The organism is Mycobacterium sp. SMC-14 (assembly GCF_046250075.1).
Classification (GTDB): domain Bacteria; phylum Actinomycetota; class Actinomycetes; order Mycobacteriales; family Mycobacteriaceae; genus Mycobacterium.
This window is the reverse complement of sequence record NZ_CP176429.1, coordinates 186,266-203,846: the sequence shown is the minus strand read 5'-3', so window position 1 is coordinate 203,846 and position 17,581 is coordinate 186,266. Positions and strand designations below refer to the sequence as shown.

The 17,581-nt window shown below is 67.2% G+C and carries 16 protein-coding genes; 7 read left to right on the top strand and 9 right to left on the bottom strand.

From position 1 onward, the window contains the following. The first annotated feature begins 49 nt into the window (after positions 1 to 49). Together ACKY0W_RS00975 and ACKY0W_RS00970 are read left to right on the top strand one after the other, a co-directional pair. Positions 50 to 1,522, top strand: a complete 1,473-nt coding sequence (locus ACKY0W_RS00975; protein ID WP_409436009.1) for an aldehyde dehydrogenase — start codon at positions 50 to 52, stop codon at positions 1,520 to 1,522. 66 nt (positions 1,523 to 1,588) lie between these two features. Next, entirely contained in the window at positions 1,589 to 2,344 is a 756-nt protein-coding gene (locus ACKY0W_RS00970; protein ID WP_409436008.1) for a hypothetical protein, read from the top strand. A gap of 7 nt (positions 2,345 to 2,351) precedes the next feature. Here ACKY0W_RS00970 and ACKY0W_RS00965 read toward each other — a convergent pair whose 3' ends face one another. The 6 genes from ACKY0W_RS00965 to ACKY0W_RS00940 all read right to left on the bottom strand — a co-directional run bounded on the left by ACKY0W_RS00965 (position 2,352) and on the right by ACKY0W_RS00940 (position 7,967). After that, a complete protein-coding gene (locus tag ACKY0W_RS00965; protein ID WP_409436007.1) occupies positions 2,352 to 2,846 on the bottom strand; it encodes a hypothetical protein in 495 nt (164 codons plus the stop codon). A 72-nt stretch (positions 2,847 to 2,918) separates the two neighbouring features. Then, positions 2,919 to 3,842, bottom strand: a complete 924-nt coding sequence (locus ACKY0W_RS00960; protein ID WP_409436006.1) for a diiron oxygenase — start codon at positions 3,840 to 3,842, stop codon at positions 2,919 to 2,921. 50 nt (positions 3,843 to 3,892) lie between these two features. Continuing rightward, complete coding sequence (locus ACKY0W_RS00955) at positions 3,893 to 4,558, bottom strand: TetR/AcrR family transcriptional regulator (RefSeq protein ID WP_409436005.1); 666 nt, start codon at positions 4,556 to 4,558, stop codon at positions 3,893 to 3,895. A gap of 66 nt (positions 4,559 to 4,624) precedes the next feature. Beyond that, complete coding sequence (locus ACKY0W_RS00950) at positions 4,625 to 6,460, bottom strand: acyl-CoA dehydrogenase (RefSeq protein ID WP_409437908.1); 1,836 nt, start codon at positions 6,458 to 6,460, stop codon at positions 4,625 to 4,627. Positions 6,461 to 6,510: 50 nt separating this feature from the next. Then, positions 6,511 to 7,137 carry a S1 family peptidase gene (locus ACKY0W_RS00945; protein ID WP_409436004.1) on the bottom strand — a complete coding sequence of 209 codons (627 nt, stop codon included), beginning with the start codon at positions 7,135 to 7,137 and terminating at the stop codon, positions 6,511 to 6,513. Continuing rightward, a complete protein-coding gene (locus tag ACKY0W_RS00940; RefSeq protein WP_409437907.1) occupies positions 7,137 to 7,967 on the bottom strand; it encodes an arylamine N-acetyltransferase family protein in 831 nt (276 codons plus the stop codon). Before ACKY0W_RS00940 ends, ACKY0W_RS00945 begins: the two co-directional genes overlap by 1 nt. A 189-nt stretch (positions 7,968 to 8,156) precedes the next feature. Between ACKY0W_RS00940 and ACKY0W_RS00935 the strand changes: the two genes are divergently transcribed. Then, complete coding sequence (locus ACKY0W_RS00935) at positions 8,157 to 8,897, top strand: 1-acyl-sn-glycerol-3-phosphate acyltransferase (protein WP_406759026.1); 741 nt, start codon at positions 8,157 to 8,159, stop codon at positions 8,895 to 8,897. Between the two features lie 5 nt (positions 8,898 to 8,902). After that, complete coding sequence (fadD12, locus tag ACKY0W_RS00930) at positions 8,903 to 10,537, top strand: acyl-CoA ligase FadD12 (RefSeq protein ID WP_409436003.1); 1,635 nt, start codon at positions 8,903 to 8,905, stop codon at positions 10,535 to 10,537. Positions 10,538 to 10,540: 3 nt separating this feature from the next. On the opposite strand, the gene ACKY0W_RS00925 is transcribed toward fadD12, so the two are convergent. Both ACKY0W_RS00925 and ACKY0W_RS00920 read right to left on the bottom strand, forming a co-directional pair. Then, positions 10,541 to 11,959 (bottom strand): WS/DGAT/MGAT family O-acyltransferase, encoded by a 1,419-nt coding sequence (locus ACKY0W_RS00925; protein ID WP_409436002.1) that lies wholly within the window; start codon positions 11,957 to 11,959, stop codon positions 10,541 to 10,543. Positions 11,960 to 12,003: 44 nt separating this feature from the next. After that, positions 12,004 to 13,236 (bottom strand): alpha/beta hydrolase fold domain-containing protein, encoded by a 1,233-nt coding sequence (locus tag ACKY0W_RS00920; RefSeq protein WP_409436001.1) that lies wholly within the window; start codon positions 13,234 to 13,236, stop codon positions 12,004 to 12,006. Between the two features lie 89 nt (positions 13,237 to 13,325). Between ACKY0W_RS00920 and ACKY0W_RS00915 the strand changes: the two genes are divergently transcribed. From ACKY0W_RS00915 to ACKY0W_RS00905, 3 genes are read left to right on the top strand one after another with little or no spacing between them, the layout of a single operon-like run. Further along, on the top strand, positions 13,326 to 14,222 hold the full coding sequence (locus tag ACKY0W_RS00915) for an alpha/beta hydrolase (protein ID WP_409436000.1): 897 nt from the start codon (positions 13,326 to 13,328) through the stop codon (positions 14,220 to 14,222). Between the two features lie 4 nt (positions 14,223 to 14,226). Continuing rightward, positions 14,227 to 15,294 carry an acyl-CoA dehydrogenase family protein gene (locus ACKY0W_RS00910; protein WP_409435999.1) on the top strand — a complete coding sequence of 356 codons (1,068 nt, stop codon included), beginning with the start codon at positions 14,227 to 14,229 and terminating at the stop codon, positions 15,292 to 15,294. A 1-nt stretch (position 15,295) separates the two neighbouring features. Then, complete coding sequence (locus ACKY0W_RS00905) at positions 15,296 to 16,453, top strand: acyl-CoA dehydrogenase family protein (RefSeq protein ID WP_409435998.1); 1,158 nt, start codon at positions 15,296 to 15,298, stop codon at positions 16,451 to 16,453. 158 nt (positions 16,454 to 16,611) lie between these two features. On the opposite strand, the gene ACKY0W_RS00900 is transcribed toward ACKY0W_RS00905, so the two are convergent. Next, positions 16,612 to 17,580: a MaoC family dehydratase gene (locus tag ACKY0W_RS00900; RefSeq protein ID WP_409435997.1), complete on the bottom strand. Its 969-nt coding sequence runs from the start codon at positions 17,578 to 17,580 to the stop codon at positions 16,612 to 16,614. Position 17,581 lies beyond the last annotated feature (1 nt).

Genomic DNA, 17,581 nt, shown 5'->3' with positions numbered 1-17,581 from the left:
TGACTGCAACGTGTTCTAATCCGTCCGCCGGCTAGGTAGGGTGACGCCCATGACCGACTCCAGCATCACCGAATACGACACCCTCTTCATCGGCGGCAAGTGGACCGCCCCGTCCACCGATCGGGTGATCGAAGTTCACAGCCCGGCCACCGGCGAGTATGTCGGCAAGGTGCCGCTGGCAGCCAAGGGCGATGTGGACGCCGCGGTGGCCGCCGCCCGCACCGCATTTGACTCCGGCCCGTGGCCGTCGACCCCGCCGGCCGAGCGGGCCGCGGTGATCGCCGCGGCGATCAAGCTGATGGAAGAGCGCAAAGACCAGTTCACCGCGCTGCTGGGCGCCGAGACCGGCCAGCCCCCGCTGAGCGTCGAGACGATGCACTGGATGAGCTCGCTGGGCGCCCTGAACTTCTTCGCCGGCCCCGCAGCCGACGAAGTCAGCTGGGAAGAGATCCGCACCGGCGCCTACGGTCAGACGATCGTGCGCCGCGAACCGATCGGCGTGGTCGGCGCGATCGTGGCGTGGAACGTGCCGCTGTTCCTGGCGGTCAACAAGCTGGGGCCGGCCCTGCTGGCCGGCTGCACGGTGGTGCTCAAGCCCGCCGCCGAGACACCGTTCAGCGCGAACCTGCTGGCGCAGGCGTTCGCCGACGCGGGCTTGCCCGAAGGCGTGTTGTCCATCGTGCCCGGCGGCGCCGACACCGGACAGGCGCTGACGTCCAACCCGGACGTGGACATCTTCACCTTCACCGGCAGCTCGGCCGTCGGCAAGGAGATCGGCAAGCGCGCCGCGGACCTGCTCAAGCCGTGCACGCTGGAGCTCGGCGGCAAGTCGGCGTCCATCGTCCTCGAGGACGTCGACCTGGCATCGGCGATCCCCATGCTGGTGTTCTCCGGGATCATGAACACCGGGCAGGCCTGTGTGGCCCAGACCCGCATCCTCGCACCGCGCTCGCGCTACGAGGAGGTGGTGGAGGCCGTCAAGAACTTCGTCACCGCGCTGCCGGTCGGTCTGCCGAATGACCCGGGCGCCCAGATCGGTTCGCTGATCAGCGAGAAGCAGCGCGAGCGGGTCGAGGGCTACATCGCCAAGGGCATCGAGGAGGGCGCCCGGCTGGTCTGTGGCGGCGGCCGCCCAGAAGGCCTGGACGGCGGCTTCTTCGTGGAGCCGACCGTGTTCGCCGACGTGGACAACTCCATGACCATCGCCCAGGAGGAGATCTTCGGGCCGGTGCTGTCGATCATCGCCTACGACACCGAGGACGACGCGGTCGCGATCGCCAATGACTCGGTCTACGGCCTGGCCGGCAGCGTCTGGACCTCCGATGTCCCGCGCGGGATTGAGATCGCCAACAAGATCCGCACCGGGACGTACGGAATCAACTGGTACGCCTTCGACCCGTGCTGCCCGTTCGGCGGCTTCAAGAATTCCGGGATCGGCCGGGAGAACGGTAAAGAGGGCGTCGAGCACTTCACCCAGCAGAAGAGCGTGCTGATGCCGATGGGCTACACGCTGGACGCCTGATCGGCCAGCGCCTCAGATCAGTTCACCCTGCCGTTGCTGCAACGGTAAGCCCCTATACTGCCGTGCGTGGGCGTGCTGGTGTGGTTTGCACCCTGGGCGGTGTATTGGGTGTTGGTGGGAAATGCGCCGCCCGTGATCGCGGCGGCGGTGGCGCTGGTTGTTGCGTTGACCGTCCTGGTCAGCGGCCGCGACTCGTCGGAACGGCCCGTGAGTATCGGCGCCGTTGCGACGTTCGCGGTGCTGGCCGCGCTGCCGCTGGCGGCCACCGGGGCGCAGCACTGGGCGCTGACGTTGAGTTTCGGTGGACTGCTCGCGACGCTGCTTGCCAGCATGGCCCTGGGCAGATCCGTGGTGGCAGCCGCCGTGAAGGCGGATCTGCCGGCGGCGGTGGCGCAATCCGAACTACTGCGTCCCGTGGTGAATCGGGTGACGTGGATCTGGCTGGGCGCTGTGACGGCAATGTTCGTCTCGGCGGTAATCCCAGCGATCCTGCTGCCCGACGCCGGCACACCGCTGATCTACCTGTGCTCCTGGGTCATTCCGTTCGCGATCCTGGCCGCGGCGGCGATCGCATCGCGCATCCTGTCGGATCGTATGACCGCCGGCTTCGGCGACGCGGTGCGCAAGACCAGCTTTGTCGCCTTCGTCGACCTGGAGATCGATCAGCTGTACTACCTGGCCACCGAACACGCCACCCGTGAAGTCGGCCCCGGCGAGGAGGCCTACAACGTCACCGTCGGCACCAAGGGAACACCGCTGTCAGGCGACGACACCCGAGTGTCGTGGCCGTCCACCTACAAGGTTCGGCAACGGCGCAGCTGATCAGCGCTCAGCCGTTGAGTCGGCGGCGTCGGCGGTGCTCGATGCAGCGCCCCACCTGGGCGCGGTAGAAATCTTCGTCGCGCCCGCCGGCGGTGTACAGCCGCGCACCGAGCCGGTCCCGCAGCTCGTCGAGATCCACCTCATCGGTGGTGGCATCGGCCAGCACCCAGTCGACGGCGGCGTCACTGCCCTGTTCCCGGCAGATCCGCTCGGCCCGTTTGGCGGCAGCGCGCCGGTGAAACCGGGCGAACCCCCGCCGGCTCCAGGCGCGCAGCTCCAGGGCTTCCAGATCGAGCAGTTCGCGCAACACCGACAGCGGCCCGTCGGGCACGGTCTTGAACGGTGCCACGTCGACGAAAGTCAGTGCGCCGTCGCGACGGCGAATCCCCTCGATGTCCGGTTCCACCGCTACCGCCCCGCGTCCCTGGGCCAGTTCGTGGGCCCACCGCACGATGGCATAGCCGTGGTCGGGCAGGTGGTACTTCCGGGTGTGGGTGTCCACGGTCCGCCTTTCCGGGCCGGCCCAGATCGCACAGGGCGCCGGCCACCCGTCTTCGGACACCGTACCGACGCGTCAGCTGAGGGGTCGTCCGTCGCGGTCGACGTGGCACAGCGTCCGCCACGGCTTGGAGATGGACCCCACTCGCAGCGCACCGCCGTCGATCAATGCCCGCAGCACCGGGCGAACCGCCTCGTGCAGCAGTTCACGACGCTGCGGCTGCCGGCGCACCGCCCGCCAGGTGCGCCATTTCGGTAGACCCACACTGGCATAGACGCCGGGATGGACCAGCTCGTGGAACAGTTCCCGCAGAATCAGCGGCGCGAGATAGCGGACCGCAAAGCGGTCGCCCCAGGTGGTGTCGGCCCAGATTTCGGGGATGCGTAGCCGCGCGAAGGACAGGTGGCGGGCTTCCTCTTGCCGGTGATAGCGGTTGACGGCAGCCAGGAACGGGTCGGTGTCCGGATGCTCTGCGGCCCGCTTCTGCATCAGGTCCGGGATTTCCTCGCCGCCGAGCACCAGCGTGGTGAACAGTGCCGGTCGCCGGATGAGCGCGAAATCGGCGCGAATCTCCAACCAGCGCCCCAATCTCCCGCGGGGGACAAAGGGGCTGCGGGCCCTCGGCTGCAACTGGTCGATCACCCGCAGGAACAATCGGGAATGCCGGGTCTCCTCGCCGACCTCGTGCAGAGCAAAGACCGTTCGAGGATCGTTGAGGTCAGTGCGAACCGCCAGCTCCAGGCAGAATCCCGCCATCAGCACCGATTCGAATCGGATGCCCATATCCATGAGCGCGGCGACCTCTTCGCGGGCCAGTCGGACCTTCTGGTCGGGAGTCAACTGCAGTTCCATGCCGTAAACGGACAGCAATTCGTCGGGCAGCACCTGGCCGGACCCGCACTGGCCCGGCATGTCGACGTCAGGGTCGATGACGTGCCGCTGCGATGCACGGCTGAGCCGGTCAATACGTTCGTCCACGTTGCCACGTGTGGTGGTCATCCCAGTCGCTCCGTTTCAAATAATGCCGTTATTTGAAACGCTAGCACGCGTCAGTCGCGGTCGCCAGGGACGACGTCGCCGCTGCCGAGCAGGACGGTCAATCCGCGCGCGAACACGGTTGTGGCGTCGATATCAGGGTCCAGCAGGGCGTGCACGCTCAAGCCGTCGCCCAAGCTCAGCAACGCCTCGGCAAGCATCTCCTCCTGCAATGGCAAGACGGCGCCCAACCGGTCGGCCTGCCCGCGGAGCAGCTTCGCCACGCCGCGAGTGAAGCCGCGTTGTCGCTCGCGCAGCCGGGCGGCCAGTTCCGGCTTGCTGAGCCCCGCGATGGCGAGTTCAACCTCAAGGACACGCCACCGGGGGTCGTTGCGGAACATGTCGCCGAACCAGCCGCTGACCTTATCCACCACTTCCGCGACTGAAGTCGCGGAACGCACTGCTGCGCCGAGCTGTTCGACGTCGCCGGCCACGTGCTGATCCAACACACCCAGCAGGAGGTCGTCCTTGCTGGCGAAATTGCTGTACAACGCCCCGGTGGAGTAGCCAGCCCGACGGGCGATCTCGGCGGCCGTTGCCCCGTGAAAGCCCTTTTCCAGGTATGCCTGTTCACCGGCCAAGAGCAGTCGCGCACGCGTGCGCTCCTGCTGTTGAACCCGGGTCGTCGGCCTGTCGCCCTGTTGACCCTCCGTGCCGGCCGAGGCAGCGTTGCGAACCATGGCAGCTAGTGCACCACAAGGTTGCCTAGCACGACCGCCCGATCCAAAACCTGCCTCGCTCGAACCTTAGAACGCGTCCTCGGAGAGATCCATCAACGCGAGGTCTTCGCTTTCCACCATGCGTCGGTCCGCGCCGAGGCGGGGTAACACGTTGGCCGCGAAGAACTTTGCCGCCGCCACCTTTCCGCGGTAGAAATGCTGCTCGTCACCGGACGCCCCTTGCTCCAGCGCCGTCAGCGCGATCTCGGCCTGACGCATCAGCAGCCAGCCGATCACCAGATCGCCGACGGCCAGCAGGAACCGCACCGAGCCCAGGCCCACCCGATAGAGCTCTCGGGCGTCCTGCTGTGAGCCGAACATGTATCCGGTCATGGCGGCCACCATCGCCCGGGCATCGTCGAGCGCGGCGGCCAGCAGCTTGCGCGAATCGGCCAGTTCCTTGTGGCCGTCGGCATTGTCGATCAACGCCTCGATCTGGGCTACCAGATGCGCCAGTGCCACCCCGCGGTCGCGGGCGATCTTGCGAAAGAAGAAGTCCTGCGCCTGAATCGCGGTGGTGCCCTCATAGAGGGAATCGATCTTGGCGTCGCGGATGTACTGCTCGATCGGATAGTCCTGCAGGAAGCCCGAGCCGCCGAAGGTCTGCAGCGAATCGGTCAGGTACTGGTAGGCACGTTCCGAGCCGACACCCTTGACGATCGGAAGCAGCAGGTCATTGACCCGTTCGGCCATCTCGGCGTCGGCGCCCGACACCTGCATGGCAACCTGCGGGTTCTGGTGGGCGGCGGTGTAGAGGTACAGCGCCCGCATGCCCTCGGCGTAGACCTTCTGCATCATCAGGGCGCGCCGCACATCCGGGTGATGGATGATCGACACCCGCGGCGCGGTCTTGTCGGTCATCTGGGTCAGGTCGGCCCCCTGGATGCGGGTCTTGGCGTACTCCAGGGCATTGAGATAGCCGGTGGACAGCGTGGCGATCGCCTTGGTTCCCACCATCATTCGCGCATATTCGATGACGTGGAACATCTGCGCGATGCCGTTGCGAGTGTCTCCGACCAGCCACCCTTTCGCCGGGATGCCATGTTGGCCGAAGGTCAGCTCGCAGGTGGTCGAAACCTTCAGTCCCATCTTGTGTTCCAGCCCGGTGACGAAGACCCCGTTGCGCTCGCCGGGCTCCCCGGTCTCGGGGTCCGGCAAGAACTTGGGCACCAGAAACAGGCTGAGCCCCTTGGTCCCCGGTCCGGCACCCTCGGGTCGGGCCAGGGTCATGTGCATGATGTTCTCGAACAGGTCGTCGGTGTCGCCATTGGTGATGAATCGCTTGACGCCGTCGATGTGCCAGCTGCCGTCGGGCTGCTCGATGGCCTTGGTGCGGCCCGCCCCGACGTCAGAGCCGGCGTCGGGTTCTGTGAGCACCATGGTGGCGGCCCAGTTCCGCTCGATCGCCATGGAGGCCCAGTGCCGCTGCTGCTCGTTACCCAGCCCGTAGAGAATGTTGGCGAAGATCGGGCCGGCCATGAAGATGAACACCGCGGGATTGGCGCCCAATGCCAGTTCGTTGATCGCCCAGGACACCATCGACGGCGCCGGCACCCCGCCGACCTCCTCGACCAGGCCGATCCGAAACCACTCGCCCTCTTTCCAAGCCCGCAACGACTCCTTGAAGGGTTCGGGCAGCGTCACATGGTGGGTGGCCGGGTCGAACACCGGAGGATGGCGATCGCTGGCGGCAAAGGACTCGGCTACCGGCCCCTCGGCCAGCCGGGCGGCTTCGGCCAGCATCTGGCGTACGGTGTCGCCGTCGAGGTCTCCGAACGCGCCGTCGGCCAGGCATTGCTCCAGCCCCAGCAGTTCGAACAGATTGAATTCCAGGTCGCGCACATTGCTCTTGAAGTGACCCATGATTCCAGCATGCACCTTGACGATGCGCAGGTCGCCGGAATCGCGACGTTCTAACGCACCACGTGCAATCCCCATTGGCGCAGAATCGGCTCCACCAAGACGAAGTCGGTGCTGGAGTCGTCGTCGACTGGTCCGCCCTGCAGGATCCCTACCGCGCTGACGCTGCCGTCGGGGTTGACCACGAAGCCGGGACTGCCACTGTCACCGATGGTGCTGTACACGCGGGTTTCGACGAGGTTGCCGTTGACGGCGGTCACCGGACCACAGGTCTCACCGGTCTGGGCACCGGTCTTGCAGATCGTCATCCCGACGTGAATCTGATCCGCCGACAGCACACCGGCCACCGGGTAGCGGCCGGCAATCTTGGGGTTGGGCCGGCCGGCGTCGGGGTCGAGCCGGATGATCGCGGCGTCGCGGTCCTCACCGTTGTCCTCGCTGGCGGTGATTATGCCGAGCGGCGTCTCGAAGATGTCGGTCCACTGCGATCCGTCATGCGAGTCACAGTGCCCGCTGGTCAGCAGGTAGTAGCCGCCGCCGTCGTCCTGGGTGAGAAAGCCCGCCGTGCAGCTGCTGTTGTCGTCCAGCAGCTCGATACCGGGCATCGGCCCGGCCGATGCGACGCCGGCAAAGGCCAGTCCCGCGGCCGTCATGACGCCCGCCCACGCGATCTTGCCCATCAGGTGTCCAGCACCGATGCCACTTTGGCCTCGACGTCGCCCAAACCGGCCAGATCGATGCCGAAGCGGTCGGTCAGGGCCGCGCACACCTGGGCGGCGTCGTCGAACCGAATCCGCTCGGTGCCACCGCCGGCGTGGATGGCGAGGTTGCGACCGCGCAGGTTCCAGCGTGCATCGTCGGTCACCAAGGACGCGCTGAGGCCGACGATAAAATTCGACTCGGGGAAGGTGGACACATACCAACTACCCACCTGCAAGTCGATCAGCGGCCGTGGCCGCAGGCCCAAGACGTACAGCGGCCGCCAGCGCTCACCGATCAGCGTCTCCACCACCAACTCGTCCGCGTCATTGCCGTGCCGGCGCAGCCGGAACGGCTCATGCGACGTCTGCTGAACTTCGTCGGGGACCATCGGGATCGGTGCGGTCGGTGTCTGCCCGCCGAAACCCACGTCGACAAGATAGAGCTGGTCCGAGCCCGGGATCGTCACCGCCAAGGCCTGGTGAGTCTGAGGGCTCGGCGGGCCTTCCAGCCCTTCCGGGGCCATCCACACCACCCGCGCGGCCAGCCGCTCGGCCCCAAAGCCGAGTTCGGACAGCACCTCGCACATCAGGTTGTTGTGCTCGTAGCAGTAGCCGCCACGGCGTCGCGCCACCAGCTTGGCGCTCAGTGCCGCCGAGCTGAGGTCGATCACCGGTACACCCATCAGAGGGTCGAGATTCTCGAACGGAATGCGCCGGACGTGCGCTGACACCAGGTCGGAGAGCGTCTCATGCGTCGGCTCGGTGCCACCGCGATAGCCGATGCGGTCGAAGTACGCCTGCAGGTCGATGCGGAGCTCCCCTCGGCTCTCGGAACAAGTGCGCTGATGGTATCCACCAGCGGGTCTGAGCCGGTAATATGGGCAAAACTAGAACACGTTTCAATTGAGGGGGCCACGGTGGACACGCCGGACAACGACTGGTCGGACGACGTTCCACGGCCCATCACGAAGTGGGATCCCGGTCTGACCGAACGGGTGATGGGCCTGTTGCGACCGTTCATCAAGGGCTACCACCGTGCCGAGGTACGGGGTTTTGAGTCATTCCCGAACGGCGGCGCCCTCGTGGTTTCGAACCACTCCGGCGGCCTGTTCGCGATGGATGTCCCGGTGTTCGCCACTGGTTTCTACGACACGTTCGGCTACGAGCGTCCGGTCTACACCCTGAGCCATGACCTGATCTTCACCGGTTTCACCGCCGACTTCTTCCGCAAGACCGGGTTCATCCCGGCCAACCACTCCAACGCCGACGAGGCCTTGCGCTCCGGAGGTGTGGTGGTGGTCTTCCCGGGCGGCGACTACGACGTGTACCGACCGACGTTGGAAGAGAACAAGATCGACTTCGGCGGCCGCAAAGGCTACATCCGCGCCGCGCTCAACGCCGGTGTGCCGATCGTGCCGACGGTCGGGATCGGCGGCCAGGAGAGCCAGTTCTACCTGACCCGCGGCACGGGGTTGGCCAAGGCCCTGCGGCTGGACAAACTGATGCGGGTCAAGATTCTGCCGATCTCGTTCGGTTTCCCGTTCGGGCTTTCCGCGGTGTTACCCGTTAACCTGCCGCTGCCCACCAAGATCGTCATGCAGGTATGCGAGCCGATCGACATCGTCGCGGAGTTCGGCGAGGACCCCGACATCGACGTCGTCGACGCGCACGTGCGCGAGGTCATGCAGAAGGCGCTGGACAAGCTCGCCAGCGAGCGCCGTCTACCGATCCTGGGCTGAACGGTATGGGCCTGTTCGACTCGCTCAATCGGGTCGGCTCGATGCTGGTGACCTTCAGCCGGGCCGGACTGTTGGCGCCCATGCGCCCGGACAAATACCTCCGGATAGCCGCCGCGGCGGCCGCGGAGGGCGGCACCACCACCACCGGGATCGCCATGGCGGCGCAGCGTTGCGGCGACCGCGCGGCGATCATCGACGAGCGCGGCACGTGCACCTACGCCGAACTCGACCGGCGCTGTAACGCGCTGGCCGCCGGCCTGCAACGGCTGCCCGGCCGCACGCCCCGGGCAATCGCGCTGATGTGCCGCAACCACCGCGGCTTCATCGAAGCACTGGCGGCCGCCAACCGGGTCGGCGCGGACGTGCTGTTGCTCAACACCAGCTTCGCCGGGCCGGCGTTGGCCGAAGTGGTCGCCCGCGAAGGCGTCGACCTGATCTTCTACGACGAAGAGTTCACCGCCGCAGTGGATCTGGCTGTGCCGGCAGCATCGGGGTGCACGAGGGTGGTGAGCTGGACCGACAGCGAGGTCCCCGGCCTGACCGCAGACGAGTTGATCGCCGCCAACGCCGGGCGTCGACCGGCAAAGACGTCGCGGAGCGGCAAGCTGGTCATGCTCACCTCCGGAACCACCGGTACCCCCAAGGGGGCACGCCGCTCCGGACGTGGCGGAGGCGGGATCGCCGACCTGCAAGCCATTTTCGACCGGATCCCCTGGCACACCGAGGAAACCGTGGTCATCGCCGCGCCGATGTTCCACGCCTGGGGCTTCTCCCAGCTGGCCCTGGCGCTGACCATGGCCTGCACGATCGCCACCCGGCGGAAGTTCGACCCTGAAGCCACCCTGGCGCTGATCGAGGAGAACGACGCGGCCGGACTGTGCGTTGTACCGGTGATGTTCGACCGGATCATGGCGCTGCCGGACGCAGTTAGGATTCAATATCCTTGTAAGTCACTGCGATTCGCGACGGCCTCTGGCTCACGGATGCATCCCGACGTGGTGACGGCGTTCATGGACACCTTCGGCGATGTGGTCTACAACAACTACAACGCGACCGAGGCCGGCATGATCGCGCTGGCCACACCGGAAGACCTGCGCTACTCCCCCGACACCGCCGGCCGTCCGGCCCCGGGGAGCGAGATCAGGATTCTGGATGCTGATTTCACCGAAGTTCCGGCCGGGGTGACCGGGCAGATCTTCGTGCGCAACTCCTCGCAGTTCGACGGCTACACCGGCGGCGACTCGAAGCTGTTCCACGACGGTTTCATGGCGTCCGGCGACCTGGGCTACTTCGATGACACCGGAAGGCTCTTCGTGGTCGGCCGGGACGACGAGATGATCGTCTCGGGGGGCGAGAACGTCTATCCGATCGAGACGGAGAAGGCGCTGATCAAGCACGGCGCCGTTTCCGAGGCGGCTGTGATCGGCGTCGACGACGCCGACTACGGACAGCGGCTGGTGGCGTTCGTAGTGTTGGCGCCCGGTAGCTCGGCCTCGGCCGACGAGCTGAAGCAACACGTCCGGGAGAATCTGGCCGGCTACAAGGTGCCTCGTGACATCACCATCATGGATGCGCTGCCCCGCAACAACACCGGCAAGGTATTGCGTCGCGAACTGCAGGAGCTGGCAGCGTCCGACTGAGATCTAGGCGGGCGCCATCGCCGTCTCGACGGTGGTTAGCTGCTCGGAAAGCCCAGCGGCACGGCGGATGTCGACGAACTCGTTGACCAGTGCACTGGTCACCTCGTGCGGATCTTCAACGGTGACACCGTCGGTCAGCACTGAGATGTTGAGCTGGTCCACGTAGCTCCACACGGTGATATTCAGACCGCTGCCGGCGGTCAACGGCCCCACCGAGTAGATCTCGGTGACCAGCGCGCCGCCGACCCTGCCGCGCTCTCGCGGACCGGGAACATTGGAGATGTTGAGGTTGAGGACCTTGTTCTGACCGTCCTTACCCGACAACCACCGGAACAACGACTCCGCCGGCGCCGGCGGCAGGTACGCCGACCACCGGCTGACCAACTCCGGCCCGACCAGGTGATGGGCCTCCTTGGCCAAATCGGCCGCCTCTTGGGCTTTTGCGATCCGCTCCCGGACGTCGGCCACGTCGACCGGCAGTGCCACCAACACTCCGGAGAACCGATTGCCGGAGATCCGGTCGGCGGAGAAGTCGAAGCTCATCGGCACCGACGCCAGCAGCGGGTGATCCGCCTTCCCGTCGTAACGCAGCAGCAGCGTGCGCAGCGCCCCGGCCGAGATGGCCAGCACCAGATCGTTGATGGTGACGCCCAACTGCTTGCTGGTCGCCTTGATGTCGGCCAGCGCCAGGGTGGCGGTGGCGAACCGGCGATCGGGCGTGAGTACGTGGTTGATGAAGCTCGGCGGCGGAGTGAACGGCCGGGTCAGGTCAGCGGAGAGTTTGCGCGTGCTGCGCCGGACCCGGCCGATGCCGGCCGCGGTGTAGCCGATGGTCGCCGGGATCTTGCCCATCTGCCGGAAATGGTCGCGGAACGCCGAGCGCACCAACTGCCCGCCGGTGGGCGCGGGATCGGTTTCGTAAGAATCACGCTCGTTCTGCGAACCGGCTACCAGATCCATGCCACGGGCCATCAGGTTCGCCGACGCGATCCCGTCGGCGAGTGCGTGGTGGATCTTGCCGACCACCGCGATCCGGTTGTTTGCCAGCCCATCGATGAAGTACATCTCCCACAGCGGGCGGCTACGGTCCAGCGGCGTGCTGCCGATCTCACCGATCGCCTCATCGAGTTCACGGCGGCCGCCCGGAGCGGGCAGCGACCACGGCCTGATGTGATACGCCAGGTCGACTTCGCAGTTCTCCCGCCACATCGGGTGGTGGAACTTGCCGGGGATGTCCACCAGTTGGTAGCGGAACGGATCCAGCTTGTAGAGCCGGCCATGGATCACCCGCCGGAACGCCTCGACGTCGAACCCGTGCCGATCGGAATCCAGCTCGATCACCGCGATCTTGAGAGTGTGCATGTGCACGTTCGCCGTCTCGCTGTACAGCAGAACCGCATCCCACCCGGTGAGCCGCTTCACCCCACACCCCTCGCCATGCACGGACCATACCGTGGCGGGCGGGTTCAGATGATCTGTTTGCTCCCGACCGTGGTGCGGTCGCGGTGAATCTGGTTGAGGAACAAACCGATTGCCGTGCTCGTCGCACCGGTACGGGCCCCGTCGGTCATGTCGAAACCGTGCCCGGCTCCCGGCAGCTCCAGGTACCCGACCTTGGAACGTGACACCGCTCGCAGGCGGTCGGCGAAGCTACGAGCTTGTTGTACCGGGATGACCGTGTCGGCGCTGCCATGGACCACCAGGAACGGCGGCGCATCCGGATGAACCCGCGCGATCGGGGATGCCTGCCGGTAGAGGTCGCGATGGCGCCGCATCGATCGACCGACCACCACCCGCTCCAAGAAGTCGACGAACGCGACCCGTTCGGGGGTGGAGCGATCCTCCCAGTCGTAGCGGCCGTAGATACCCACCACGGCGTCCACGGAGGTGTCCCCGCCGGCCGGCAATTGGTCGGCGAATTCAGGGTCGCTGACCGCGCTTCCGGTCAGCCCGGCCAGGGCGGCCAGATGCCCGCCGGCCGAGGCACCCGCCACGGCCACGAAATTGCGGTCACCGCCGAATTTGTCGACGTTGGCGTGCGCCCAGGCGATCGCGGTCTTGACGTCGACGATGTGGCTCGGCCACCGGTTGTGCGGCGCGACCCGGTAGTCGATCGACAGGCACACCCAGCCCTGCTCGGCCAAGTGGGACAGCAGCGCATAACCCTGCAAGAGCCGGCTGCCGTGCACCCAGGCACCACCGGGAACGTAGATCAGGACCGGCGCCGGACCGTCCGGCAGCTCGCTGGACCGCCAGACATCGAGCACCTGCGCGGGGTCGCTGCCGTACTGCACACCGGAGCGATAGATGTGCCGCCGGTGCTGCAACGCCTTCACCACCGGCGGAGCCTGCTCCGGTTCGGGCCAATCGATGTCGAGATCGGCCGCCGAGACCACACCGCGCAGCGCGGCATCGCTGACCACATGGGTCTGCTCGCGCTCCTGCTTGCGGATGGCCGCGGCCCCCGGAGCCAGCCAAGATTTGGCGGCGTGTGAGAAGAACTCCGGCATGTGGCGGGTGCCCCATACCCCCATCGCGGTCATCCCGCCCAGGGGTTCGAGGTGCTTCCCGACCACCGGCAAGGACGCTGAGGCAACGCTGAGTGCCAGCAGGTAGTCGCTCGGCCGAGCTCGCATCAGCCAACGCAGCCGGCCGGCCAGGTCGAGCCCGGTCTCCGGGGTCTGCGATCGTCCCGTCATTGGCGCAGGGTACCGCGTTTGGGGTCCGAGGCGACCGCAATCGGGTGGGTTGGCGACGCCGCCAGTGCGACGCCGGTAATACTGAGCCGATGGTAAGCAGCGGGTTCCATCCAGATCTGCGCAGAACTGCCCGATTCCTTCCGCGAGGCGGGATCGGGCGTCGGACGCTGCCGGTGCTGCAGACACTCACCGGGATGCAGGGCCGGCGCACTCCCGGCGACGTCGAGGTCCTGAGCCTGCCCTCGGGCGCCGGCGTCCGGATCTTTCGGCCGCCGAATCGGCCCGCCGATCCCGCACCGGCACTGCTGTGGATCCACGGTGGCGGCTACGTCATCGGCACGGCCGCCCAGGACGACCGCCTCTGCCGCAGGTTCAGCGCCGAACTGGGTGCCACGGTCGCGTCAGTGGACTACCGACTGGCGCCGCAGAACCCCTATCCCGCGGCATTGGAGGACTGCTGGGCGGCCCTGACCCGGCTCGCTGAGCTGCCCGGGGTCGATCCGGCCCGGATCGCGATCGGAGGCGCCAGTGCCGGCGGCGGGCTGGCCGCGGCCCTGGCGCAGTTGGCCGCCGACCGCGGCGAGGTCTCCCCCGTGTTGCAGCTGCTGGTGTACCCGATGCTCGATGATCGCAGCGCGGCACTGCCGGCCAATCGGAGCTACCGACTGTGGAATCCACGGAGCAACCAGGTCGGCTGGACCGCGTACCTGGGCGGCGCGGATCCGCAGGTCGCGGTGCCGGCACGGCGTGCCGACCTGAGCGGGCTGGCACCGGCCTGGATCGGGGTGGGCACCCTGGACCTGTTCCACGACGAGGATCTGGCCTACGCAGAGCGGCTGCGTCAAGCCGGCGTCCCCTGCGAGGTCGAGACCGTCCCGGGGGCGTTCCACGGATTCGATCTGTTGATGCCCAAAGCCACAGTCTCGCGGGCGTTCTTCGCCGGCCAATGCCAGAGCCTGCGGCAGGCCTTCGGCGGAAAGGCCTGACCCGGTGGCCAGCTCCAGCCCAGAGGAACTGCGGGCACTGCGCGGCGCTGTCGCCGAGTTGATGACCAAACGCTCGCCCGACGACGAGGCCTGGTCAGAGTTGGCGGCCATGGGCCTGCTCGGACTGTTGGTGCCCGAGCAATACGGGGGCGCCGGCGCCAGATTGGTCGAGGTAGGCGTAGTTGCCGAAGAGCTGGGCAGGGTCCTGTACTCCGGTCCGTATTTGTCCTCGGCGGTACTTGCGGTCAATCTTCTTATGACAGTGGACGACCCGGCACAGCGCGAGGCGGTGCTGCCGGGCATCGCTGCCGGGCGCACCCGGATCGCGGTCGCCTTCGCCGAGGGCGATTCGACCCGTCCCCCCGCGACGCCGACCACCACGGCCGGCGGCGAAGCGACCCCGCTGGTCTCCGGCGAGAAGCGGTTCGTGCTCGACGCGGACACCGCCGACCTGCTCTACGTGCTGGCCGGCTCATCGGACGGACCCGGGATCTTCGCCGTCGACCCGGCCGGACCGGGCGTGACGGTGGAACCGCTGACCACGGTCGATCCCTCCCGCCGGCTGTGTCTGGTCCGACTGGCCGACGCCCCAGCGACGGCGGTGGGGTCGGCCGGAGCCGGAGTCGCCGCCGTGACCGCCGCGCTGGACCGTTCCGCGGTGGCGCTGCTCGGCGAGCAGGCCGGTGCCGCCCGGTTCGCCATGGAGATGGCCCGCGACTACGCCAAAACCCGTTATCAGTTCGGCCGGGCCATCGGCAGCTTTCAGGCCGTCAAACACATGTGCGCCGACATGTTGCTGGAGGCCGAGTCGGCGGTGACGGCCGCGCGCCAGGTGGCCGCGGCCGGCGCCGAAGGATCCGGCGACTGGTCCGCCGATCTCGCACTGGCCCAGGCGTATTGCTCGGATGCCTTCGTCTTTGTGGGCGCCACCAACATTCAGGTGCACGGCGGGATCGGGTTCACCTGGGAACATCCCGCCCACCGCTATCTGCGCCGAGCACGCAGCGACGCCCACCTGTTCGGCAGCCCCTCCTGGCACCGGGAGCGCTACCTGCAAGAGATCGGAGCGTGAGATGACGCTGCCCGACCCCAACGACGAACTTCGCGGTGAAGTCCGCGACTGGCTGGCCGCCAACTGGTCACCCGGTACCGACCGGGCCACCTTCGCCGCGGCGATCCTCGCTGCCGGATGGACCGCTCCGAGCTGGGAGCCGCACTGCTACGGGCGCGGCCTGACTGACCGCCAATCCCGCTTGGTAGCAGCGGAGTTCGCTGCCGTCGGTGCTCCCGGAACCGGTCACGACCGGGCCGACCTGTTCGCCTGCACAATCCATGACCGCGGCTCCGATGAGCAGAAGCACCGGCTGTTGCCGCCGGCGCTGCGCGGCGAGACCAAGTCGTGCCTGCTCTACAGCGAACCCGGCGCGGGATCGGACCTGGCCGGTCTGCGCACCCGCGCCGAACGCGACGGCGACGACTGGATCATCAACGGGCAGAAGGTCTGGACGTCGTTCGCGACCACCGCCGACTACGGCATGCTGGTGGCGCGCACCGACCCGGACGTGCCCAAACACAACGGCATCACCTTTTTCATGCTGCCGATGCGCCAGCCCGGCGTGGAGGTCCGGCCGATCCACCAGATAACCGGCGAATCGGAGTTCAATGAGGTGTTCCTGACCGACGCCAGAGTTCCCGACGCCAACCGGATCGGCGAGCCGGGCGAGGGATGGTCGGTGCTGCAGGTGGCATTGGGCTACGAGCGCCGGCTGATGGGCGACGTCGCGCGCACTGCGCGCCGCAAGGAGAAGTCCAGCGGTTTGGTGGAATTGGCTCGCGACGCCGGTTGCCTGCCCGATTCGCACATCCGCCAGGAGATCGCTCGCATCCAGGCGCTGACGACGGTGAACCGCTGGAACAATCAGCGGGCCAAGACCAGCAGCGACCGCGCCGAATCGGCCACCCTGCTGGCACTGGGCAAGATCGCGATGTCACGCATCCTGCACGAGACCGCCCGGGTCCAGACCGAGATCGTCGGCGTCGAGTCGCTGCTGAGCGGTCCGGACAATCCGGTCGGCGACGCGGTGACCTTCCGGGCACTCAACGCCTACTTCACCTCGATCGGCGGGGGCACCGACCAGATTCAGCGCAACATCATCGGCGAGCGGGTGCTGGGCCTGCCCAAGGAACCCGATCCGTATCGCGAAGCCCCGTTCCGGGACCTACCGCACTAACCGCGCAGTGTCGCGAGCGTGCGTGTCTGGGGCCGACACGCCGCGAAATTCGCGCAACCGCGCACGCTCGCGATCAGCCCTGAACGTGCGCAGTTGTACACAAGAGCGCGGCGTGTCGTGTGCAAACACGCACGCTCGCGCAAAGTAGGAACCCGGCCTCAGAAGTGCAAGGCGGTGAAGCGCCAGTCCAGCACCTGACGGTCCGGTTCACCGTCGGCACCGGCGGCGTAGACCAGCGACCGCAGCTCCAACACGCTGTCGCGGGCGGATTCGATGTGCAGTTCGCTGTAGAGGGTGTCGCCTTCGTGGACCGGCGCCGTGTGATCGCAGGACTGCCAGCCCAGCACCGTGGCCAGATTCGGCAGTAGCCGGGACGCCTGTGCCAGTGCCAGGCCGATGGTGTGTCCGCCGTAGACCAGCCGCTGCCCGGCCACCCGCGAATCATGGTGGGTAGCAGCAACATTGAGGGTCAGCCGAGCCAGCTCCGGAGCAGAGGAGACCACATCGCCGGTGCTGGTCAGCACCGTCCCCGTCATCGCCGCGTCGAAGTGTGGCCCCGGCACCTGCTGACGAAACTCCGCCGCGTCCCAATCCGTGGTCACGTCCGGCGGCGCCGCGAGCCCCGCGCCGATGGCGGACAGGTCATCGCCGTGGCCGGTATCGGAGACACCAGGCGACAGCGGCAGCATCGCGCAGCGGTAGAAGTCGAGCACCAGTCGGTCCACCTGATCGATGGTGGTGACCCGCAGCGCCACCAACCCAGTGGGTTCGCGCCCGGGCTTGACCGAATTCTGCTTCAGTCCAACGACTTCCGTGCGAGTGAAAACCGTATCGCCGATCACCGGATACCGGAAGAAGGCCAGGCCGCGGTAGAAGAGGTTCGCCTTGACGCGCCGGGTGACCAGAGTGGACTGCCCGATCGCGACGTCGCACACCAGTCCGGGGTGGGCCAACGGAGTCGTCGAGCCGGTCACCGCCCGGGACAACTCGGCGTCCAGCGGCAGGCGTAGCCGGTCTCCGAGGATGGCCTGGTGCAGCGCCGCCGCACCCGCGGTCAGGGTCATTGCCGGGGCCGCGTCGAATACCTGACCGACCTGGAGTTCGTCGAAGTAGGGGCCGCTGGTCACA

Bases quoted from the DNA above. Each gene is read 5' to 3' on its own strand.
- ACKY0W_RS00975 (WP_409436009.1), top strand. From the start codon at position 50: ATGACCGACTCCAGCATCACCGAATACGACACCCTCTTCATCGGCGGC.
- ACKY0W_RS00960 (WP_409436006.1), bottom strand. From the start codon at position 3,842: ATGACCACCACACGTGGCAACGTGGACGAACGTATTGACCGGCTCAGC.
- ACKY0W_RS00955 (WP_409436005.1), bottom strand. From the start codon at position 4,558: ATGGTTCGCAACGCTGCCTCGGCCGGCACGGAGGGTCAACAGGGCGAC.
- ACKY0W_RS00950 (WP_409437908.1), bottom strand. From the start codon at position 6,460: ATGGGTCACTTCAAGAGCAATGTGCGCGACCTGGAATTCAATCTGTTC.
- ACKY0W_RS00945 (WP_409436004.1), bottom strand. From the start codon at position 7,137: ATGGGCAAGATCGCGTGGGCGGGCGTCATGACGGCCGCGGGACTGGCC.
- ACKY0W_RS00935 (WP_406759026.1), top strand. From the start codon at position 8,157: ATGGGCCTGTTGCGACCGTTCATCAAGGGCTACCACCGTGCCGAGGTA.
- fadD12 (WP_409436003.1), top strand. From the start codon at position 8,903: ATGGGCCTGTTCGACTCGCTCAATCGGGTCGGCTCGATGCTGGTGACC.
- ACKY0W_RS00920 (WP_409436001.1), bottom strand. From the start codon at position 13,236: ATGACGGGACGATCGCAGACCCCGGAGACCGGGCTCGACCTGGCCGGC.
- ACKY0W_RS00915 (WP_409436000.1), top strand. From the start codon at position 13,326: ATGGTAAGCAGCGGGTTCCATCCAGATCTGCGCAGAACTGCCCGATTC.
- ACKY0W_RS00905 (WP_409435998.1), top strand. From the start codon at position 15,296: ATGACGCTGCCCGACCCCAACGACGAACTTCGCGGTGAAGTCCGCGAC.